The organism is Mesorhizobium sp. WSM3879 (assembly GCF_002294915.1).
Classification (GTDB): domain Bacteria; phylum Pseudomonadota; class Alphaproteobacteria; order Rhizobiales; family Rhizobiaceae; genus Mesorhizobium.
In genome coordinates this window covers 157,019-175,505 of record NZ_NSFZ01000001.1, presented here as the reverse complement: position 1 = coordinate 175,505, position 18,487 = coordinate 157,019, and the positions used below count along the sequence as shown (strand labels likewise).

The following is an 18,487-nucleotide window of genomic DNA, read 5'->3' as shown; positions in this document are numbered from 1 at the left end:
CCTTCCACCAAAAAAGCGGGCCCGCCGGAAAGCGCGGCATGTCGCTGAATGGCAAGCGCGCGCCGTTGATCGCGGTGTGGAACCGCTTGAAACCGCATCAAAATGGTGTTTGGCTGGCGAAACAAGGCGGGCGCAAGAACCGTGACTTCGCGCCGCTTTAAAAAACCGCAATGGGAGAAAGTTCATGTCGCGTATGAAATCCTTCGTCGCCGGCCTCGGGCTGGCGGCGCTTCTGTCCACGACCGCGGCCTATGCCGGCGATCCGGCGAGCTGCAAGGCCGTGCGTCTGTCCGATGTCGGCTGGACCGATATCCAGGCAACCACCGGGGTGGCTTCGGTGCTGCTCACCGCGCTCGGCTACGAGCCGCAGGTGATCCAGCTTTCGGTGCCGGTAACTTATGCGTCGCTGAAGAACAAGGACCTCGACGTCTTTCTCGGCAACTGGATGCCGTCGATGACCAATGACATCAAGGACTATACCGCCGACGGCTCGGTCGAGACGGTAAGCACCAACCTGACCGGCGCCGGCTACGGCATCGTCGTGCCGACCTATGTCGCAGATGCGGGCGTCAAGACGCTGACCGATCTCGGCAAGTTCAAGGACAAGTTCAATGGCAAGATCTACGGCATCGAGGCCGGCAATGACGGCAACCGCATCATCCTCGACATGATCAAGAACCCGAAGGACAATCTCGAAGGCTTCGAGCTGGTCGAGTCCTCGGAAGCCGGCATGCTGACGCAGGCCGAGCAGTCGATGAAGAACAATGAGTGGATCGCCTTCCTCGGCTGGACGCCGCATCCGGTGATGGGCGCCATGAAGATCACCTATCTCGACGGGATGGGCGACAGCGGTTTCGGCGCCGCCACCGTCTATACGAACACGCGCAAGGGCTACACCACCGAGTGCCCGAATGCCGGCAAGTTCATCTCCAACCTGAAATTCAATCTCGACATGGAAGGCGAGATGATGGACGCGATCCTGAAAGGCGGCGATGCCCAGACGGTCGCCACCGACTGGCTGAAGAAGCATCCGGACGCGATCGCGCCCTGGATCGCCGGCGTGACCACCTTCGACGGCGGCGATGCGGCTGCGGCCATCAAGACTGCGCTCGGGAGCTGAGCCGGCTTTGAGTCCGGCATGATCTCCGGAAAGGGGCAGCCGCTGGAAAAGGCTGCCCTTTTTCATATGCTGTGAGAAGGTGACCGCTCGGCAAGGGCGGCAAGGATCAAAGAGGGGAAAGATGGATCCGATCTCGAAATTTCTGGTCGCCTACAAGATCCCCATAGGTCCATGGGGCAAGGCCTTCTTCGGCTTCCTCACCGAGAATTTCGACACCGTCTTCAGGGCCTTTTCGAACGGCCTGAACTTCATCCTCGACGGGGCGGTGGACCTCCTGCTGATGCTGCCGCCGGTGCTGCTGGCGCTGGTCGTCGCCGTCATCGCCTGGTTCCTGCAACGCTCCCGGCCGCTCGCCATCGGGGTCTTTATCGGCCTCATCTTCATCATCAACCAGAACCTCTGGAAGCAGACGGTGCAGACACTGGTGCTGGTGGTGGCCGCCGCCGCCATGGCAATGGCGATCGGCGTGCCGCTCGGCATCTGGGCGGCGCACAAGCCGAAGGTCTACCGCGTGATGCTGCCGGTCCTTGACCTGATGCAGACGCTGCCGACCTTCGTCTACCTGATCCCGGTGCTGACGCTGTTCGGGCTGGGCAACGCGCCCGGCCTCATCGTCACCATCATCTTCGTCATCCCGACGGCGGTGCGTCTCACCCATCTTGGCATCGTCTCGGTGCCCAAGGCGATCATCGAGGCGGGCGAGTCCTTCGGCGCCACCAAGAACCAGCTTCTGTGGAAGGTCGAATTGCCCTCGGCGCTGCCCACGATCATGGCGGGGCTGACCCAGTCGATCATGCTGTCGCTGTCGATGGTGGTGTTCGCGGCGCTGATCGGCGCCGGCGGTCTGGGCACCGAAATCAACCGCGCGCTGGGCTCCCGCAAGATCGACCTCGGGCTTGAAGCAGGCCTTGCCATCGTCGTGCTCGCCATCGTGCTCGATCGCATGACCCGCATCGGCGTTGGAGGCAAGAAATGACCGTCGCCGTCGATTTCAAGAATGTCGATATCGTCTTCGGTGCCGACCAGGCGCAATCCCTCGCGCTGATCGACCAGGGCGCAACCCGCGCCGAAATCCTCGAAAAGACCGGCAACGTGCTGGGCTGCGCCGGCGCCAACCTCACCGTGCATGAGGGCGAGATCTCGGTGCTGATGGGGCTTTCCGGCTCCGGCAAGTCGACGCTGCTGAGAGCCGTCAACCGGTTGAACGTGGTGTCGCGCGGCCAGGTGCTGGTCAATGACGGCGACCGCACGGTCGACGTGGTCACCTGCGATGAGCCGACGCTGAGACGCCTGCGGCAGAAGCAGGTGGCGATGGTGTTCCAGCAGTTCGCCCTGCTGCCATGGCGCACGGTCGAGGAGAATGTCGGCTTCGGCCTGGAGCTCGCCGGCGTGCCGGAGGCCGAGCGCAAGGCACGGGTGCAGAAGCAGCTCCAACTGGTCCATCTCGACCAATGGTCGAAGAAATACGCGCATGAACTTTCGGGCGGCATGCAGCAGCGCGTCGGCCTCGCCCGCGCCTTCGCCACCGAGGCGCCGATCCTGTTGATGGACGAGCCGTTCTCGGCCCTTGATCCGCTGATCCGCACCAAGCTGCAGGACGAGCTCCTGCAGCTCCAGGCGGCGCTGAAGAAGACCATCATCTTCGTCAGCCACGACCTCGAGGAGGCGCTGAAGATCGGCAGCCACATCACCATCATGGAAGGCGGGCGCATCGTCCAGACCGGCGCGCCGGAAGACATCGTGCTCAGGCCGGCCAACGACTATGTCCGCGACTTCATCGCCAATGTGAATCCGCTCTCGGTGCTTACCGCCTGGAACGTGATGCGCGACCGCCGCGATCTCGAGCAGGGCGAGAATGGCTGGGTCTGGCTCGACCGGCGCAAGACAACGCGCTTCAAGATCGACGAGCATGGCCTGGTGGCGGCGGCCGAACGCGACGGCAAGCCGGCGGTGTGGGTATCCTGCGCCGAGGTCGAGAGGCAGCCGGAGGAGGGTGCGCAGGTGTTCTGGGCCAATCCCGGCACGTCGCTGAAGACGGTGATGCTCGCCATGCACCGCTCGCAGACGGCACCGGTGGCGCTGTTCGACGAAGGCTCGCGCTTCGTCGGCGCGATCGGCATCCGCGACGTGCTGAGCGCGGTGCTGAGGCGGTAGGAGCTCGGCCCTTAGATCGGCATGAAGTGTTCGCTGGCGGGCACCTCATGCTTGTTCTAGACTTGGTCGGCAGCCGGGGTTGGGCCGCTCGCGCATGGGGCCGATAAAATGATCTTCCGTCAGCTTTTCGATTCCGTTTCGGGCACTTATTCCTATCTTCTCGCCAGCCGCCGCGGCGGCGAGGCGCTGATCATCGATCCGGTGCTGGAGAAGGTCGAACGCTACCTGCAGCTGGTCAACGAGCTCGACCTCAGATTGGTCAAAGCGGTCGACACACATCTTCACGCCGACCACATCACCGGGCTCGGCGCGCTGCGCGACAGGACGCATTGCGTCACCGTGATGGGTGAGCAGACCAAGGCCGACGTCGTGTCGATGCGGCTTGCCGACGGCGACAAGCTTGCCATCGAGGGACTGGCGCTGGACGTCGTCTATACGCCCGGCCACACTGACGATTCCTACAGCTTCGTCCTGCCGGACCGCGTCTTCACCGGCGACACGCTGCTCATTCGCGGCACCGGCCGCACCGACTTCCAGAATGGCGATCCGCGCCAGCAATATGAATCGATCTTCGGCCGCCTGCTTAAGCTTCCCGACGAGACGCTGATCTTTCCGGCACACGACTACAAGGGCGAAACCGTGTCGACGATCGGCGAGGAAAAGGCCTTCAATCCGCGCCTGCAGGTGAAGTCGGTGGACGAATACGTGAACATCATGAACAACCTGAAGCTGTCGAATCCCAAAATGATGGATGTGGCCGTGCCGGCCAACATGCGGGTGGGGCTGCATCAGGACGACATCGCCAGCCGCGGCTGGGCAGTGACCGCCGAACAGGCGCTGGCGCTGGTCGGTCGGCCCGACGTGGCGCTGATCGACCTGCGCGAGCAATCCGAACGGGATCGCCACGGCGTCATTCCCGGCGCGATCCATCTGCCCTATGCGCGGCTGCAGGAGAACATGGCCGCCGGCGGAATGCTGCATGAGCTGGCGAGATCGACAGCCAAGCAGATCCTGTTCTATTGCGCCTTCGGCGAGCGCTCGGCGATGGCCGTGCAGGCGGCGCAGGATCGCGGGATATCGACCGCCCGCCACATCCAGGGCGGCATCGATGCGTGGCGGAAGGCGAGCGGTCCGCTGATGCGCTAAGGTCTATTGATATTCAGTTGATGCCGGCCTGCAAACGCCGCGTTCCTGGTCGCCATTCTCGGCTCGGCCAGACCTCGGTCAATTCAATCCGATCAGCATCGCGCCTCTGCGGAACAGGGCTTCGCCGTCCCGGTCGAAGCGGAAGGTGGCGATGAAATCGTCCGCCCGATAGTCGGGCCACGTGGTGCGGATCGCGGCGGCGAAGTTTCGTGCCTCGTCCTGGCGGCCGGCCAGCGCCAGGCAATGCGCGGCGATCGCCAGGATGATGACATGGGCGTTGGGCCTGGCCGCAGCTTTCAGCGCCCATTCGGCGGCTTCATCGTATTCGCCCAGCCGCGCATGGGCCATGGCCCGCGCGCCCATCATGCCGAACAGCAATGGGTCAAAGGGGCTGAGATGGCGCGAGTGATCGGAGGAGCCGATCGCCGATTGCGGATCGCCCGACTGCGAATGGACAAAGGACAGGGCATAGTGGCCGAGCGCGAAGTTCGGGCTGAGGTCGACGGCCTTTGCCAACTCGAGCAGCGAGCCGTCCTGCTCGCCGCGCAGCCACAAGGCGCGGCCCATCGCCCAGTGCGCGGCCGGATTGCGGTCATCGACCAGGAGGCTGTGACCCGCGGTTGAGAAAGCCAGCGACGCCTCACGGTCGCGATCGCCCCAACGCTGAAAGGCATTCTGCCAATGCGTGAAGGAGAGGCCTGCATAGGCTCGGGCGAAGGTCGGGTCGAGCTTCAGGGCGTCATTGAAGAACTGCTGCGCCAGTTCGTTTTCCTGGCGGGTAAAGCGGTACATGTGCCAGAGCCCGCGATGATAGGCTTCCCACGCATTCAGCGAATTCGGCGCCTTCAGCATTGCCCGGTTTCGCTCGACAGTCGCGATCTCGGCGGCGATCGAAGAAACGATGCTGTTGCCGATGTCGTCTATCACCGTGAAGATCTCGTCCGGCCTGTGCTCGAAGGTCTCGGCCCACACGATCCTCGCGGTGCGGACCTCGACGAGCTCGACTGAGACGATGACCCTGCCTGAAAGGCTGCGGACCGAGCCCGTCGCCACATAATCGACATTCAGCCGGCGACCGGCGTCCTCCGGTGCGATGTCCTTCTCGGCAAGCGCGAAGACCGATCCGCGGGCAATGACGAAGAAATCGCGAAGCTTGGCGAGCCGCGTTATGATGTCGTGGGTCAGGCCGTCGGCAAGCCCGCCACGGAAATTGACGGCGCTTTCCGCGAACGGCATCACCGCCAACGAGGCCCGGCGCACCGATGCGGGTTCGGATTCGACGGCAACGATCGGTGCTTGTGGGGCCGGAAGAGCTAGTCCGGATCGCGCGCATGGCGTTGCGCTGGAATGGCGTGCCTTGATCTCGTGCCATGCTTCCCGCAACGGAGCGACATCCAGCTCCTCGGAGCGGAAGAGTTCCGCCGCGGTTGCAATATGCTCCTCACCGGCGCCGATCTGTCCCCGCCGCGCAAGGTTTTCCAGCAGCGCCACATGGGCGCGGCCATCGAAGGGCGCGAGTTCCAGCCATCTGTCCAGATAGGCGCCCGCTTCATCGGCTCCCTGGGGGAGCAGGCCGATGATGTGCTCCAGAACGGCGACGTGGCACGAGCTGAAACGGCGGCGTTGCGCGGTCAGCCAACTGGTGAAATGCGGGCTCCGATCGAGCTCCAGCCCGTCAAGGAAATCGCCGGCGAAGAGCTGCGCAAGCGTCCGAAGACGCCCGAGGCTGAGCGTCTCGATCCCTTCGGCGACCGCTGCGGCGGCTTCGACGGCATCGACGTTCGTATCGGCAAGACGAAGCGCCACGGTGTCGCCCTCGGTCTCGATCCGGTGCAGGCCCGGTTGGTCCAGCGCGCCGCGAAGCTTGCTCAGGCACCAGCGAAGCTCGCCGCGCGGATCGTTCGGCACATCCCACAGAAGCTCGCAAAGCCGGCTGCGGCTGACGGGATGTGGCGCGAGCGCCAGATAGGCCAGCAGCGCGCGCAACTTGCGCGAAGAGGGCAATTTAACCGGCTCGCCGCCACGCGCGATCGTCAGTTGCCCAAGCAGTCGCAAGGACAGGGCGGCGGCAGTGTCGTTCGGGCTCGATCGGCTGGATTCCACGTATGTTCCCACGCTTTCTCCAACGCTCACCAGTTGGTCCATGTTCTATCACCAAAGACGACAGGAAGCATCCGGCAGCCCAATTCCATGCCGGAATGCCGCCGTTGCCGCATTCGCGGCAGGTCAAGCAACCTAACGCGGCAAGGTGTCGAAACCGCGCCGCCCAAGTCGCCGGTCTGTAACCGGCGCGTGAGATCGCGAGGAGAAAAGCCCATGTTGCAGAAGTTGAAAATCAGGACCACTGCCGGTCGCGGCCGGCTGTTCGATAGCATTCTCGACACCGTCGGCGACACGCCGGTCATCCGTATCAACAATCTCGGCCCCGGCCACGCGACCATCTATGTGAAGGCCGAGTTCTTCAATCCGGCGGCCTCGGTGAAGGACCGGCTGGCGCTCAACATCATCGAGGAAGGCGAGCGCAGCGGCAAGCTGAAGCCGGGCCAGACCGTCGTCGAGGCGACCAGTGGCAACACCGGCATCGGCCTTGCCATGGTCTGCGCGCAGAAGGGCTACCCGCTGGTGGTGACGATGGCCGACAGCTTCTCGATCGAGCGCCGCAAGCTGATGCGCATGCTTGGCGCCAAGGTGGTGCTGACGCCGCGCGCCCAGAAGGGTTTCGGGATGTACAAGAAGGCGGTGGAACTCGCCGACGCCAACGGCTGGTTCCTGGCGCGCCAGTTCGAGACGGAAGCCAATGCCGCCATCCACGAGGCGACCACGGCGCGCGAGATCATCAACGATTTCGCAGGGTCGCGCCTCGACGTGCTGGTCACCGGCTACGGCACCGGCGGGACCGTGGCCGGCGTCGGCCGGGTGCTGCGCCGCGAGCGGCCGGATGTCCGCATCGTGCTTGCCGAACCGGCGAACGCGCAGCTTATCGGCAGCGGCAAGCCGCAGGAGCGTGGCCAGGGCGGTGCGCCGTCCGCCAGCCATCCGGCCTTCGAGCCGCATCCGATCCAGGGCTGGACGCCGGACTTCATCCCCAACGTGCTGCAGGAGGCGATCGACAAGCGCTACTATGACGATGTGGTGCCGATCGCCGGCCCGGAAGGCATTAAATGGGCCAAGGCCCTGGCGCAGCAGGAAGGCATCTTCACCGGCATTTCAGGCGGCGCCACCTTCGCCGTCGCGCGCCAGATCGCGGGCACCGCTCCGGCTGGCTCGGTGATCCTGTGCATGCTGCCCGACACCGGCGAGCGCTACATGTCGACCCCGCTCTTCGACGGCATCGAGGCTGAGATGGATGCCGAGGAGACGGCACTGTCGCGCTCCACACCAGGCTGCCAGTTCGACGCCTGAGGACAAATCGCGGCGCTGCTGTCCACTCGGATGGCGGCGCCGCGCGACGATCCAGGAATGATGGCGGGGGAGCAGCGAATGGACACTTTGCAGGAAGCAGCGGTGATGGATGAGACGCTCGACCCGCCAGACTGGGCCGAGATGCAGGCCCTGTCGCATCGGATCGTGGAGGATGCTGTCGCTTATCTCAAGGATGTCCGGGACCGTCCGGTGTGGCGCCAAATGCCGGTCGAGGTTCGCGCCTTCTTCTCGGCGCCGCTGCCGCGCTCGCCGGCACCGATAGCCGAGGTCTATGGCGATGTCGCCCGCAACGTCATGGCCTATCCGATGGGCAACATCCATCCGCGCTTCTGGTCCTGGTATATGGGGTCAAGCAATTTCACGGGCGCGCTGGGCGATTTCCTGGCGGCGATCCAGGGCTCGAACCTCGGCGGCGGCAATCACGCCGCCGGGCTGATGGACAGCCAGGTGGTCGACTGGTGCAAGGAGATGGTGGGCTTCCCGGCTTCGGCCAGCGGCACGCTTGTCAGCGGCGGCTCGATGGCCAACCTCATCGGTTTGACTGTGGCGCGCAATGCCAAAGCAGGCGTCGACGTGCGCGAAAGGGGTGTCGGGGCGATCCCAAAACCGTTGCGCTTCTATGCCTCGGACCAGGTCCATTCCTGCCACCGCAAGGCCATGGAAGCGCTCGGCCTCGGCAACCGGGCGCTGCGGCGGGTCTCGACCGACGCCGATCTGCGCATCGATGTCGATGCGCTCAAGACCGCCATCGCGGAAGACCGCGCGGCAGGTTTCAAGCCGGCTTGCATCATCGGCACCGCAGGAACCGTCAACACGGGCGCGATCGACGACTTGCGGGCGTTGGCCGTGTTGGCGGCAGAGGAAGACCTCTGGTTTCATGTCGATGGCTGCATCGGCGCCCTGATCGCCATCGCGCCTGAAAACAGATCGCTCGTCGCCGGCATCGAACGCGCCCATTCCATCGCGCTCGACCCGCACAAATGGCTGCACGCGCCCTTCGAAGCGGGCTGTGCGCTGGTTCGCGACGCCGTCGCCCACCGCAACGCCTTCGCCGTCACGCCGGAATATCTGGAATCGACGCCGCGTGGCCTCGCCTCAGGGCAATGGCTGCACGACTATGGCCTGCAGACATCGCGCGGTTTTCGCGCGCTCAAGATCTGGATGTCGCTCAAGGAGCATGGCATCGAGAAATTCGGGCGGCTGATCGACCAGAACATCGCCCAGGCCGGCTATCTGACCGAGCTGATCCGGGTCGAGCCGGCGCTCGAGCTGACGGCGCCGACCACCATCAACATCGTCTGCTTCCGCCATCGCCTGGACGGCGCCTCCGAGGAACAGCTCAAGGCGTTCAACACCGAAATCATGCTCAGGCTGCAGGAAGAAGGCATTGCAGCCGTGTCCGACACCACGGTGCACGGGCAGCACTGCCTGCGGGTCGCGATCACCAATCACCGAACGCGGCGCGACGACCTCGATCTCCTGCTGCGTGAGACGCTTCGCATCGGATTGGAAATCAAGACCGCGGCGCTACCAGACTGACGAGAGAGCGCCAAGACATGTCATTCCGGGAGGCCGGCCAGCCGTAGCGCCTCGACATATTTGGCGAAATATTCTGGCCTGATCTGCCCCACCCGGTGCTTGAGGTTGGAAAGCTTCAGTTGCGGGTCGAGCTCCAGCGAGCGCGCGATGTGCCTGCTCGCGGCATCCCGCCTGCCGGCCATGGCGTTGCTGGCGGCCGCCACACGCAGGCCGGTGAGATAATAGGGCTGCGCGCGCGACGCCGCCTCGGCGAGTGGCCAGGCGGCATCGTAGCGGCCGGCCACGAAGTGAGCGAAGGCAGTGAAGGTCTGCATGAAGAAGGTCAGCGGATCGAGCGGGCTCAGCCGCCTTGCCCGCGACATGTGCTCGATTGCGATGTCCGGGTCGTCATGGCAGGCCTTGAGGCAGCCGCTGGCGCTCCAGGCGGCTGCGCAGTTCGGGTTGAGCACGAGCGCGCGGTCGGCCAGTGCCGATCCGGCCTCGTAATCGCCGGTGACATAACCCAGCGCCAGGCCGCTGAAAGCCAGCGCCATCGCATCGTCCTTGCCGGCGATAGCCACGTCGCCGACCAGCCTGGATACCTCGGCTGTTTCCTTCTGCCGGTCGATCATCCAGCCATTCGCCATGCGCCAGAAATAGCACCAGGCGGCAGCGCCTTCCGCGGCGGCAAAATCGGGGTCGAGCTGGATGGCCCTGTAGAACTGTGGCAACGCCTCCTCCAGCCCTTCTCTCGTCCAGCGGTAAAGGCTCGCCATGCCGCGCAGATAGTGGTCATAAGCGTCGAGGCTCTCGGTGGGCTTGCGCTTGGCCCGCGCCATCTCGGCCTGTTCGAGTCTGGGTGAAATTGCGCCGATGACACTGGAGGCAACGAGGTCCTGCAGTTCGAACACCTCCGAGACATCGCCTTCGAAGCGGTCGGCCCAGAGATTTACTCCCGCCGACGCCTCGATAAGCTGACCTGCCACCCGAAGCCGGCTGCCGGCCTTGCGGACACTGCCCTCCAGCACATAGCGCACCCCGAGCTCGCGTGCCACGCGGGTGACGTCGACCGCCTGGCCCTTGTAGGCGAAGGCGGAATTCCGCGCGATCACGAACAGCCAGCTGACATGCGACAGCGCCGTCGTGATCTCCTCGACAACGCCGTCAGTGAAATATTCCTGCTCGGCGTCGCCGCTCATGTTCTGGAACGGCAGGACCGCGATCGACGGCTTTTCCGGCACCGAAACGACAGGGCGAGGCGCCTTCGCTTCCAGGCGGGAAAGTTCGGCCTCGGGCTGGCCATAGTCGGCTATCGAACCCTTCAGCGCCATTGGCGCCTCGATGCGTTCGATCAGCGCCCGCGTCGCTTCCTCAGGCTCGACGCCGAGCTCGCGCTTGAGCGCTTCCTTACAGGCCAGGAACTGACGAAAGGCGTCGTTGGTCCGGCCGTGGCGGCGGAAGACGCGGATCAGGGCGCGGTGGGCCTGCTCGGCGCATGGGTCGGACGTCACTAGCCGCTCAGCCAGTCTTTCGCAGGCCTGCTCCTCGCGTTCACCGAGTTCCGGCAGGAGGCTCAGCCGTTCGGCCAGGTCCGACGCCTTGCGGGTGTAGTTCGCCCGAAGCGGCGCAAGCCATTCGTCGATTTCGCCGGGGGATGGCAGTCCGTCGAGCAGGTCGCCCCGGTACAGGTCGGCAGCTGCAGCGAGGCTCGCGCCGTCATCGGCCTGGCTGTTCCGGTCGAAAATCCAGATGTCGGCCTCGTTGTCATTCGCCACCAGCCAGATGGTGTCGGCATTGCCTTCGATGCGAATGGCCTCGTTGCCGGTGGACGGAAACAGCCGCCTGATGTCGACCAGGGCCTGGCGCAGGCTGTTTCGCGCCTGCTGCTCGCCGCTGTCGGTCCACAGCATCGCCGCCACCTTCTCGCGGCGAAGCCCTTTCGGGCCGGCCAGAACCAGCGCGGCAAAGAGCAGCGACGTCTTGCGCGTCGCGAAGTGCAGAGGTTGCCCGCCTGCGGAGACAACCTCGATGCCGCCAAGCAATCGAATGTGCATCCGGGGCCCCGTGAAACAGCGTTAAGCAGAATACCATGTCCCGCCGCCGACTTAACGACGATTTTGCGGGGTTTTTCCTGCGGTTTCACGCCTGGACGAACGTTGCCAAAGCGCGCCGATGAGACACTGCCCTCGTGAGTTCGAACGAGGGAGAATGACAATGACCTACATCAATATCAGAACCTGCCAGCCGAGCACCCGAGTTGCCGGCACGCTCGCCGCCAAGATCGCGTTAATCTTCGCCGGGTTCCAGCGCCGGTATCAGGACGCCATGCAGCGCAGGGCTTTGGCCGGTCTGTCCATTTCGGAGCTGAAGGATTTCGGCTATCCGGCCGATGAAGCCCCCGCGGATGCTGCGGCGCGCAGCCGCACCGCCGGGCGCCGCCCGCTGCGGTGAATCCGTCGCTTCTCCCGGAATTCAGGCCAGCGGCGCGCCCGGCAGATAAAGCGCAATCGGCCGGATCTCGTAGACGGCGGTGGGATTGACGCGCCTGAGATCGCGCGCCACCGCTATCGCCTCGTCCTGGTTGGCGCAATCCAGCACATAGAGGCCCAGCAACTGCTCCTTGGTCTCGGCAAAGGGGCCGTCGATCACCATGCCGTCGCCCGGACCGCGCAGCGTGACGGCTTTCGCCGTCTCGCCCAGCCTTGCCGCCGGGCCCAGCTTGCCGGCGCGGGTCAGCCTGTCGTTGATCTCGAGCAGGTCTTTCATGACGGCTGCATCCTCGTCGGGCGTCCAGGACTGGACGGTCTCTTCGACGTGATAGGCAAGGATTGCGTAGAACATGGTTCGGTTCCTCGTGCGGGGATCCGAAAATCAGAATCGATTTTTGCGTCGCTGACCTTCGGTTCGGTAAGGGTCATGCACCAAATTGAAGTGCTACGGCATCCCGCGTCCTGGAGGACGCACGGCGCTTTAGGGCGGGCTGCACTATCACAAGGATGGCGCGGCTGATCCAGTCCTCTGGAGCAGCCGGGAAAGCGCTTGCTGACTCAAGCTGCCAGCGGCAGGCGCAGCTCCGTCAGCAGGCCGCCGCCGGGATGGTTGGAAAGGCTGATCTCGCCGCCGGCGCCGCGGGCGATGTTGCGGGCGATGGTCAAGCCGAGGCCAAGCCCGCCGGTCTCGCGGTTGCGCGACTGTTCGAGGCGCACGAAGGAACCGAACACCTGATCCAGCTTTGCCTGCGGAATGCCCGGCCCTTCATCGCGGATGCTGAGCGTGATTGTGTCGCCAGAGCGCTGCACGCCGATATGCGCCTTCTTGCCATAGGTGACGGCGTTCTGGACTAGATTGGTGATGCAGCGGCGCAGCGCCACCGGCCGCGCGATGCAGACCAGGCCGCGCGAAGGCGTGGCGTCCTCGTCGAACGAAGCGTCCTCGAACATGTCGGCGACCGCCTCCACCAGCGACCAGAAGTCGATCCGCTCGGCCTTTTCCTCGGTGACCTCGAATTTGGCGAAGTCGATCACCGAGCTTGCGATGCTCTCGATGTCGGCAAGGTCATGCGCCAGCGCTTCACGGGCCGGCGATTTGCGCAGCAACTCGAGACGCAATCGCATCCTGGTCAGCGGCGTGCGCAGATCATGCGCCAGTGCCGCCGCCAGGTGCTCGCGGTCCTCGACATAGTCGCGCAGGCGCATCTGCATGGCGTTGACCGCCTTTGCCGCGGCGCGGATCTCGCGGCTGCCGGTCTCGGCGATGGGCGGGCTTTTGAGGTCCTTGCCGATGCGGTTCACCGCGGTCTCCATCATGCGATAGGGTGCGGTCAGCCGGCGCAGCGACCAGATCGACATCACGATGATCAGTCCCGCTATCAGCGAATAGAGCGGTAGGCTGTCCCAACTCAGGATCGGCCCAGCCGGCGTGATCGGCTCGGTGAAGTTCAGCCACTGGCCGTCGGAAAAGCGCAGCGACGCCGTCAGCTTGTCGCTCTGGGCGAAATCCGCGGCCAGCACCAGCAGATCGCGTTCGACCTGGCCGACATCCTTGTTCATCACCTGGCCGTCCGGGACATCGGCTTCCTGCGTTGCCGGATCGCGCCGCACACGCGCGTCGGTGATGCCGAACTTGGACAGGCGGCCGACCAGGATGTCCTCCAACTCGGCTAGCTGGTCATCGCCGGCGATCGAGGAAGTGACGGCGGGGGTGTCCGAAACGGTCAATGCGTAGGTGGCATTGAACAGACCGGAAGCGGTCGTCTTGCGTTCTTCAGGCGTGGCGTCATGCATAAGCTGCACCAGCGAATAGGCGCGGTCGTTCAGCCGGTAGAGATCAACCACATCGTTGGCGGCGGCGCGGTCGCGCGCCACGATATAAAGCGTCGCGACCTGGCTGATCATCAGGCCGGCAATGACGATGAGCAGAACCCAGACAGGCAGGGTTTGCGGCAGCAAGCGTCTCATTCGGAGGTCGTTTCGGGCAGAAACTGATAGCCACCGCTGCGAACAGTCAAGATCAGTTTCGGCGTCTTGGGATCGTCCTCCATCTTGCGGCGCAGGCGGCTGACCAGGATGTCGACGCTGCGATCGAAGCTGTAACCGGTGTCGCCGCCGGACAACTCGATGAGCTGCTCGCGGGTGAGAACGCGTTGCGCGCTCTTGACGAAGGTCTGCAGCAGGTTGAACTCCGCCATCGTCAGTTCCACCCGCACGTCGTCAGGCGCCGTCAGCCGGCGGCGCGAGCAATCCATGGTCCAGCCGGCAAAGCGGTAGATCTGCTTGGCTGTGGGCCGGCGCGGCTCGGCCGTGCCGTTGCGCCTCAGCACCGCTCGGATGCGGGCGAGCAATTCGCGCGGATCGAAGGGTTTCGGCACATAGTCATCAGCCCCCATCTCGAGCCCGACGACGCGATCCGTCGTCTCGGTCACCGCGGTCAGCATGATGATCGGTGTCGTGTGATTGGCGCGGATCTCGCGGCACAGTTCCAGCCCGCTTTTACCGGGAAGCATCACATCGAGCACGATCAGGTCGACCTGCGCCCGGCGCAGGATCGACTCCATCTCGGTGCCGTCGGCGGCCACTGTCGTGCGCAGCCCCCGCTTCTGGAAAAACTCCTGAAGCAGGTCGCGTATGCCCTTGTCGTCATCGACGATCAGTATGTGCGAGTCGGATTTCACGAGAACCCCGCGATTTGTGTAGCCAAGCTGCCCTTCTGTGATCACCCACACGATAGAATTCGGGCCACATCTTGGCCAGTGGCGGCGACGTGGGACGGAATGGCTTCCCCAGAAACAATTCAGAAACAAAATTCTACACTCGGGAAAAACTCGTGAAAAATTTCAAGGGCATAACTGGTGCCGTGGCGGTCAGGTCATCGGCTGCGACGCAAGTTTCCGGAGTAACGGGCAAGACCGATGCAGAGGTTCTGGATCAGCGTGATGGGTGCTTTGCTTAGCATGTCGCTCATCACAGCCGCAGTCGGGGCCTCCAACGCAAAGGTAACGCCGCTGACCCGGACCGAGCGCTGCACCAATCTCAACCGTCAAGTTGACGAAGCCCTCGAAACCCATGCCGCGGCAACGCAGGTCACCGCGGCGAAGGCACTTCAAAGAAAGGGAAACCGGTTCTGCGCTGCCAAGAAACAGGCGCAGGGCATCCGGATGCTCGCAAACGCTTTGAAGCTGCTTGGAGTGACACCGATCGACCCGGTTCAGTGACGCTCAACTCCTCGACCCGCATGAAAAAGGAAATGAAGCCATGACAAAGTCCCTCCTCTCCGCCCTCGGCCTCGCTGTTGCTCTCGCTTTCTCGATGCCGGCTGTCAGCAACGCCGCCGCCACGACGACCGCCGCTCCGGCCGCCTCGACCACGACCACGGCTCCGGCCGCTGACGCTACGGCGAAGACCGCTCCGAAGAAGGTCGCCGCCAAGAAGGCCTGCAAGGTGACCAAGACCCACAAGTGCCCGGTCAAGAAGGCCCCGAAGAAGTCCTAATCCAGGCTTCGATCCTGATCTTTCAAGACCGCTCCGGCCGAAACCGGCCGGGGCGGCTTCCAGCGGCCGAATCCTGACACCGGCAGCTTGCGCCGCGCCACTTCCTTAACCCGATCGCAATGCCGGTGCCGTAGGACAATCCGCATGAAGAAGCGGCTTTCGTCCATGATGCGCTCGCTGGCTCTCGGCGGCTTGGTTGCCACCGCGGCAGCAAGAGCGCTGATCATCTTGACAGCCAGCCCAGTGCCGGATCCCGCCAGCGGCAGGACCGAGCCGGAACTTTTCGCACCGGCCATCTCATCGAGCTTCGACTACATCACGCCGGCACAGAGCTGGATCCTGATCGCGCTGACGGGCGCGACGCTGATCGGCTTCGCCGCCTGGATGATTGGCGCCTTCATGGAGCGCGGTTCCAACATGGACGACGGTGCGTCGCACGATCGGTCGGCAGGGGCGTTGAAGCGCAAACAACGCTATCCCACATAAGCCTTCATCGTCCCTCGATTCTCCGCCCTCCAGCGGACAAATGGACAAATGCTTCCCTGCCTGAGGGAGTGCAAGCCAGACCCAGTTTCCAGCTGGTGAATTCCAATGCCTGAGACCGTCCTCAAACCGCGTACCAAGACGCAGCCGAAGACCGAGCGGCCGAAGCTCTACAAGGTCATCCTGGTCAATGACGACTTCACGCCGAGGGAGTTCGTGGTGACGGTGCTTAAAGGCGAGTTCAAGCTCAGCGAGGATCAGGCGCATCGCGTGATGATCACTGCGCATACGCGCGGCGTCTGCGTGGTCGCCGTCTTCACGCGCGACGTTGCCGAGACCAAGGCCGCGCGAGCAACCGACGCCGGCAAGGCCAAGGGCTATCCGCTGCTGTTCACGACCGAGCCGGAAGAGTAGGGCGGCTCTGCCTCGCGCCATGTACTGAGAGGGAAAGCGAGGCCGCCGGCCGAGCAGGGTGAGGGTGGGACCAAGCGCCGTATTTGATTGTTGCGCGCCGCCCCTCATCCGCCCTTTCGGGCACCTTTCCCCGGAAGGGGAGACGGAAAAGGCTCTACCTTCCTTCTCGATACCACATCGAGCCGATGGCCAGGAGCAGCAAGCCGAGGCCGAGGAAGCCGCCGAACAGCGGCACGCGCGAGACGGCCTTCAGCGTGCTGTCGTCGGTGGTGCGCAGCCCGATCCAATCGTTCCCCGATGCCGCTCCCGAGGAGCGGACCGGTACGATCGATGGCAATGCCACACCGCCCGCAAGATCGCCAAGCATGGAGGATGGCGCGAGCCGGCGCACGCTGCCGCCGGTCGCCTCGGCCGGCGCCTTCAGCCTGTCCTCGGTGGAAACGACATCGGCGAATTCAGGCGCATTGATCGGGCCGACATGGGCAAGCGCGGAGAGGTCGCCGTTGCCGACCTGATAGAGGCCGATCTCGCTGGTCTGCAGGCTGCCCGTGAAAATCCCTGGTTCGGCTTTTTCCAGCTTGACGGTCATCGTCTTGCCGGAAGGCGTGATCACCTGAGCGGGGCCGGGATCGTCGCTCATCGTCTGGCGGCGGATTTCCAGCACCATGCCGCGACCGTCGGCGGTTAGCCGCTCTTCTTCAAGTTCGGGTTCCTTCATCAGCCAATGGGCGATGCGCCGATAGAGCTGGACATGCGGCCCGCCGCCTTCGAAGCCGCGCGCCCACAGCCAGCCCTGATCGGAAAGCAGCATGCCGACCCGGCCTTCGCCCTTGCGGTCGAGCACAAGCAGGGGGCGGTCGTCGGCCCCTTTCATCACCACCGCGCCCTCGGGATTCTTGACGCCGATGGTGCGGAACCAGCGGCTCCAGCGGGGCGGATCGGCGGCGGAGCCGTCGAGCCCGCGCGTGACCGGGTGGCGCTGGCCGAGATCGGTGAGACGCGGATAGAAGGCCTTATCGACGACCTCGCCGCTCGGCATCGCGGGCAGGGCCGACATCAGCGGCGTTCGGGCGATGGAGCTTTCGCCGGCATATTCGGGGCCGGCGGCAATCAGCAGCGCGCCGCCCTTTTCGACATATTCGGAGATGTAGTCGTAATACAGGATCGGCAGCACGTCGCGGTGCTGATAGCGATCGAAGATGATCAGATCGAAGTCCTTGATCTTCTCGACGAACAGCTCGCGCGTCGGGAAGGCGATCAGCGACAGCTCGTTGATCGGGGTGCCGTCCTGCTTTTCCGGCGGTCGCAGAATGGTGAAGTGGACGAGGTCGACCGAAGCGTCGGATTTCAGCAGGTTGCGCCACGTGCGCTCGCCGGCATGCGGCTCGCCGGAGACCAGAAGCACGCGCAGATGATCGCGAATGCCGTCGACCAGCGCGATGGCGCGGTTGTTGGTGTCGGTCAGCTCGCCCGGCTCGTGGTCGATCGAAAGCTGGACGATGTTGCGGCCCGCGTTGGGAATGGTGACTTCAAGCTTCATCGGCTGACCGATGGTCGCATGCTCGACAGAGACCTGCTCGCCATTGACCGAGACCCGCACGTCGACCGGGCCGCCCTGACCTTCGGTGGAAAGCACCCGAGAGCTCATGTCGAGCGGCTTGCCGACGAGGCCAAAGCGCGGCGCGTTCTCGAAGCGGATGCGGCGGTCCTTCTCGTGCTCGTTGCCGGTGATCAGCGCATGGAGCGGCGCGTTGAATTCCGGAGCGCCGGCCGGCGCGTCATGCACCTCGCCATCGGTGATCATGATGGCGCCGCCGATGCGCGAGGGCGGCACATCGCGGAAAGCGCTTTCCAGCGCGCCGAACAGCCTGGTTTCCGTGCGCTCATCGGCGGCCTCGGATTTGCCGGCCTCGACGACGCGGACGTCGAATTGCTTGAAGCGGCCGAGGCGCTGCTGAAGGCCCGTCAGCGCTTCGTCGGTCTGCTTGGTGCGGTCGCCGATGTCCTGGCTCTGGCTGCGATCGACGATGACCGCGACGACGCTCTTCAATGCCTCGCGTTCCTCGTCGAGGAAAACGGGATTGAGCAGTGCCGCGCCCAGCGCCAGCAGGGCGATGAAGCGCAGGACAGAGCCGCGCTGACGGAACCACAGGCCAGCCAGCGCGAGCAGCGCGAGCGGCACGATGACGACCCAGAACAGCGGCCAGGAAACGAGCGGCTCGAAGGAGATCGACCAGTTCAT

At 64.4% G+C, this 18,487-nt stretch carries 18 protein-coding genes; 12 read left to right on the top strand and 6 right to left on the bottom strand.

From position 1 onward, the window contains the following. Positions 1–38: 38 nt before the first annotated feature. The 5 genes from CK218_RS31355 (at position 39) to CK218_RS00900 (ending at position 4,420) form a co-directional block, all read left to right on the top strand. On the top strand, positions 39–161 hold the full coding sequence (locus CK218_RS31355; protein WP_259979959.1) for a hypothetical protein: 123 nt from the start codon (positions 39–41) through the stop codon (positions 159–161). Positions 162–184: 23 nt separating this feature from the next. Continuing rightward, a complete protein-coding gene (locus CK218_RS00915; RefSeq protein ID WP_066994256.1) occupies positions 185–1,120 on the top strand; it encodes a choline ABC transporter substrate-binding protein in 936 nt (311 codons plus the stop codon). A gap of 121 nt (positions 1,121–1,241) precedes the next feature. After that, positions 1,242–2,096, top strand: coding sequence for a choline ABC transporter permease subunit (gene choW, locus CK218_RS00910; protein WP_066994259.1), 855 nt, complete (start codon positions 1,242–1,244; stop codon positions 2,094–2,096). Further along, positions 2,093–3,274: a choline ABC transporter ATP-binding protein gene (choV, locus tag CK218_RS00905; protein WP_095826585.1), complete on the top strand. Its 1,182-nt coding sequence runs from the start codon at positions 2,093–2,095 to the stop codon at positions 3,272–3,274. Before choW ends, choV begins: the two co-directional genes overlap by 4 nt. A gap of 108 nt (positions 3,275–3,382) precedes the next feature. Continuing rightward, positions 3,383–4,420 carry an MBL fold metallo-hydrolase gene (locus CK218_RS00900; protein WP_095826584.1) on the top strand — a complete coding sequence of 346 codons (1,038 nt, stop codon included), beginning with the start codon at positions 3,383–3,385 and terminating at the stop codon, positions 4,418–4,420. Positions 4,421–4,498: 78 nt separating this feature from the next. Here the strand turns inward: CK218_RS00900 and CK218_RS00895 are convergent, their stop codons facing one another. Further along, on the bottom strand, positions 4,499–6,565 hold the full coding sequence (locus CK218_RS00895; protein ID WP_095826583.1) for a BTAD domain-containing putative transcriptional regulator: 2,067 nt from the start codon (positions 6,563–6,565) through the stop codon (positions 4,499–4,501). Positions 6,566–6,736: 171 nt separating this feature from the next. Between CK218_RS00895 and CK218_RS00890 the strand changes: the two genes are divergently transcribed. After that, complete coding sequence (locus tag CK218_RS00890) at positions 6,737–7,822, top strand: pyridoxal-phosphate dependent enzyme (protein ID WP_066994265.1); 1,086 nt, start codon at positions 6,737–6,739, stop codon at positions 7,820–7,822. 78 nt (positions 7,823–7,900) lie between these two features. Then, the gene (locus tag CK218_RS00885; RefSeq protein ID WP_095826847.1) at positions 7,901–9,382 is read left to right on the top strand and encodes an aspartate aminotransferase family protein; all 1,482 of its coding nucleotides are present in this window, start codon (positions 7,901–7,903) and stop codon (positions 9,380–9,382) included. A 20-nt stretch (positions 9,383–9,402) separates the two neighbouring features. Here the strand turns inward: CK218_RS00885 and CK218_RS00880 are convergent, their stop codons facing one another. Then, positions 9,403–11,415 (bottom strand): BTAD domain-containing putative transcriptional regulator, encoded by a 2,013-nt coding sequence (locus CK218_RS00880; protein ID WP_095826582.1) that lies wholly within the window; start codon positions 11,413–11,415, stop codon positions 9,403–9,405. A gap of 160 nt (positions 11,416–11,575) precedes the next feature. On the opposite strand from CK218_RS00880, the gene CK218_RS00875 reads away from it, so the two are divergent. Continuing rightward, complete coding sequence (locus CK218_RS00875; RefSeq protein WP_040996927.1) at positions 11,576–11,812, top strand: hypothetical protein; 237 nt, start codon at positions 11,576–11,578, stop codon at positions 11,810–11,812. A gap of 21 nt (positions 11,813–11,833) precedes the next feature. Here the strand turns inward: CK218_RS00875 and CK218_RS00870 are convergent, their stop codons facing one another. From CK218_RS00870 to CK218_RS00860, 3 genes are all read right to left on the bottom strand, one after another. After that, the gene (locus tag CK218_RS00870) at positions 11,834–12,202 is read right to left on the bottom strand and encodes a YciI family protein (RefSeq protein ID WP_066994274.1); all 369 of its coding nucleotides are present in this window, start codon (positions 12,200–12,202) and stop codon (positions 11,834–11,836) included. A gap of 206 nt (positions 12,203–12,408) precedes the next feature. Further along, positions 12,409–13,818 carry an ATP-binding protein gene (locus CK218_RS00865; protein ID WP_095781266.1) on the bottom strand — a complete coding sequence of 470 codons (1,410 nt, stop codon included), beginning with the start codon at positions 13,816–13,818 and terminating at the stop codon, positions 12,409–12,411. Beyond that, on the bottom strand, positions 13,815–14,531 hold the full coding sequence (locus CK218_RS00860; RefSeq protein ID WP_066994281.1) for a response regulator transcription factor: 717 nt from the start codon (positions 14,529–14,531) through the stop codon (positions 13,815–13,817). The genes CK218_RS00865 and CK218_RS00860 overlap by 4 nt, the downstream gene beginning before the upstream one ends. A 237-nt stretch (positions 14,532–14,768) precedes the next feature. Here CK218_RS00860 and CK218_RS00855 point away from each other — a divergent pair, with 237 nt between their 5' ends. The 4 genes from CK218_RS00855 to clpS all read left to right on the top strand — a co-directional run bounded on the left by CK218_RS00855 (position 14,769) and on the right by clpS (position 16,245). Further along, complete coding sequence (locus CK218_RS00855; RefSeq protein ID WP_066994286.1) at positions 14,769–15,071, top strand: hypothetical protein; 303 nt, start codon at positions 14,769–14,771, stop codon at positions 15,069–15,071. Positions 15,072–15,111: 40 nt separating this feature from the next. Beyond that, complete coding sequence (locus CK218_RS00850; protein ID WP_095826581.1) at positions 15,112–15,348, top strand: hypothetical protein; 237 nt, start codon at positions 15,112–15,114, stop codon at positions 15,346–15,348. Between the two features lie 144 nt (positions 15,349–15,492). Then, a complete protein-coding gene (locus CK218_RS00845; protein WP_245434828.1) occupies positions 15,493–15,834 on the top strand; it encodes a hypothetical protein in 342 nt (113 codons plus the stop codon). Positions 15,835–15,939: 105 nt separating this feature from the next. Beyond that, complete coding sequence (gene clpS / locus CK218_RS00840; protein ID WP_040989718.1) at positions 15,940–16,245, top strand: ATP-dependent Clp protease adapter ClpS; 306 nt, start codon at positions 15,940–15,942, stop codon at positions 16,243–16,245. A 154-nt stretch (positions 16,246–16,399) separates the two neighbouring features. Here clpS and CK218_RS00835 read toward each other — a convergent pair whose 3' ends face one another. After that, a complete protein-coding gene (locus CK218_RS00835) occupies positions 16,400–18,487 on the bottom strand; it encodes a hypothetical protein (protein ID WP_095826580.1) in 2,088 nt (695 codons plus the stop codon).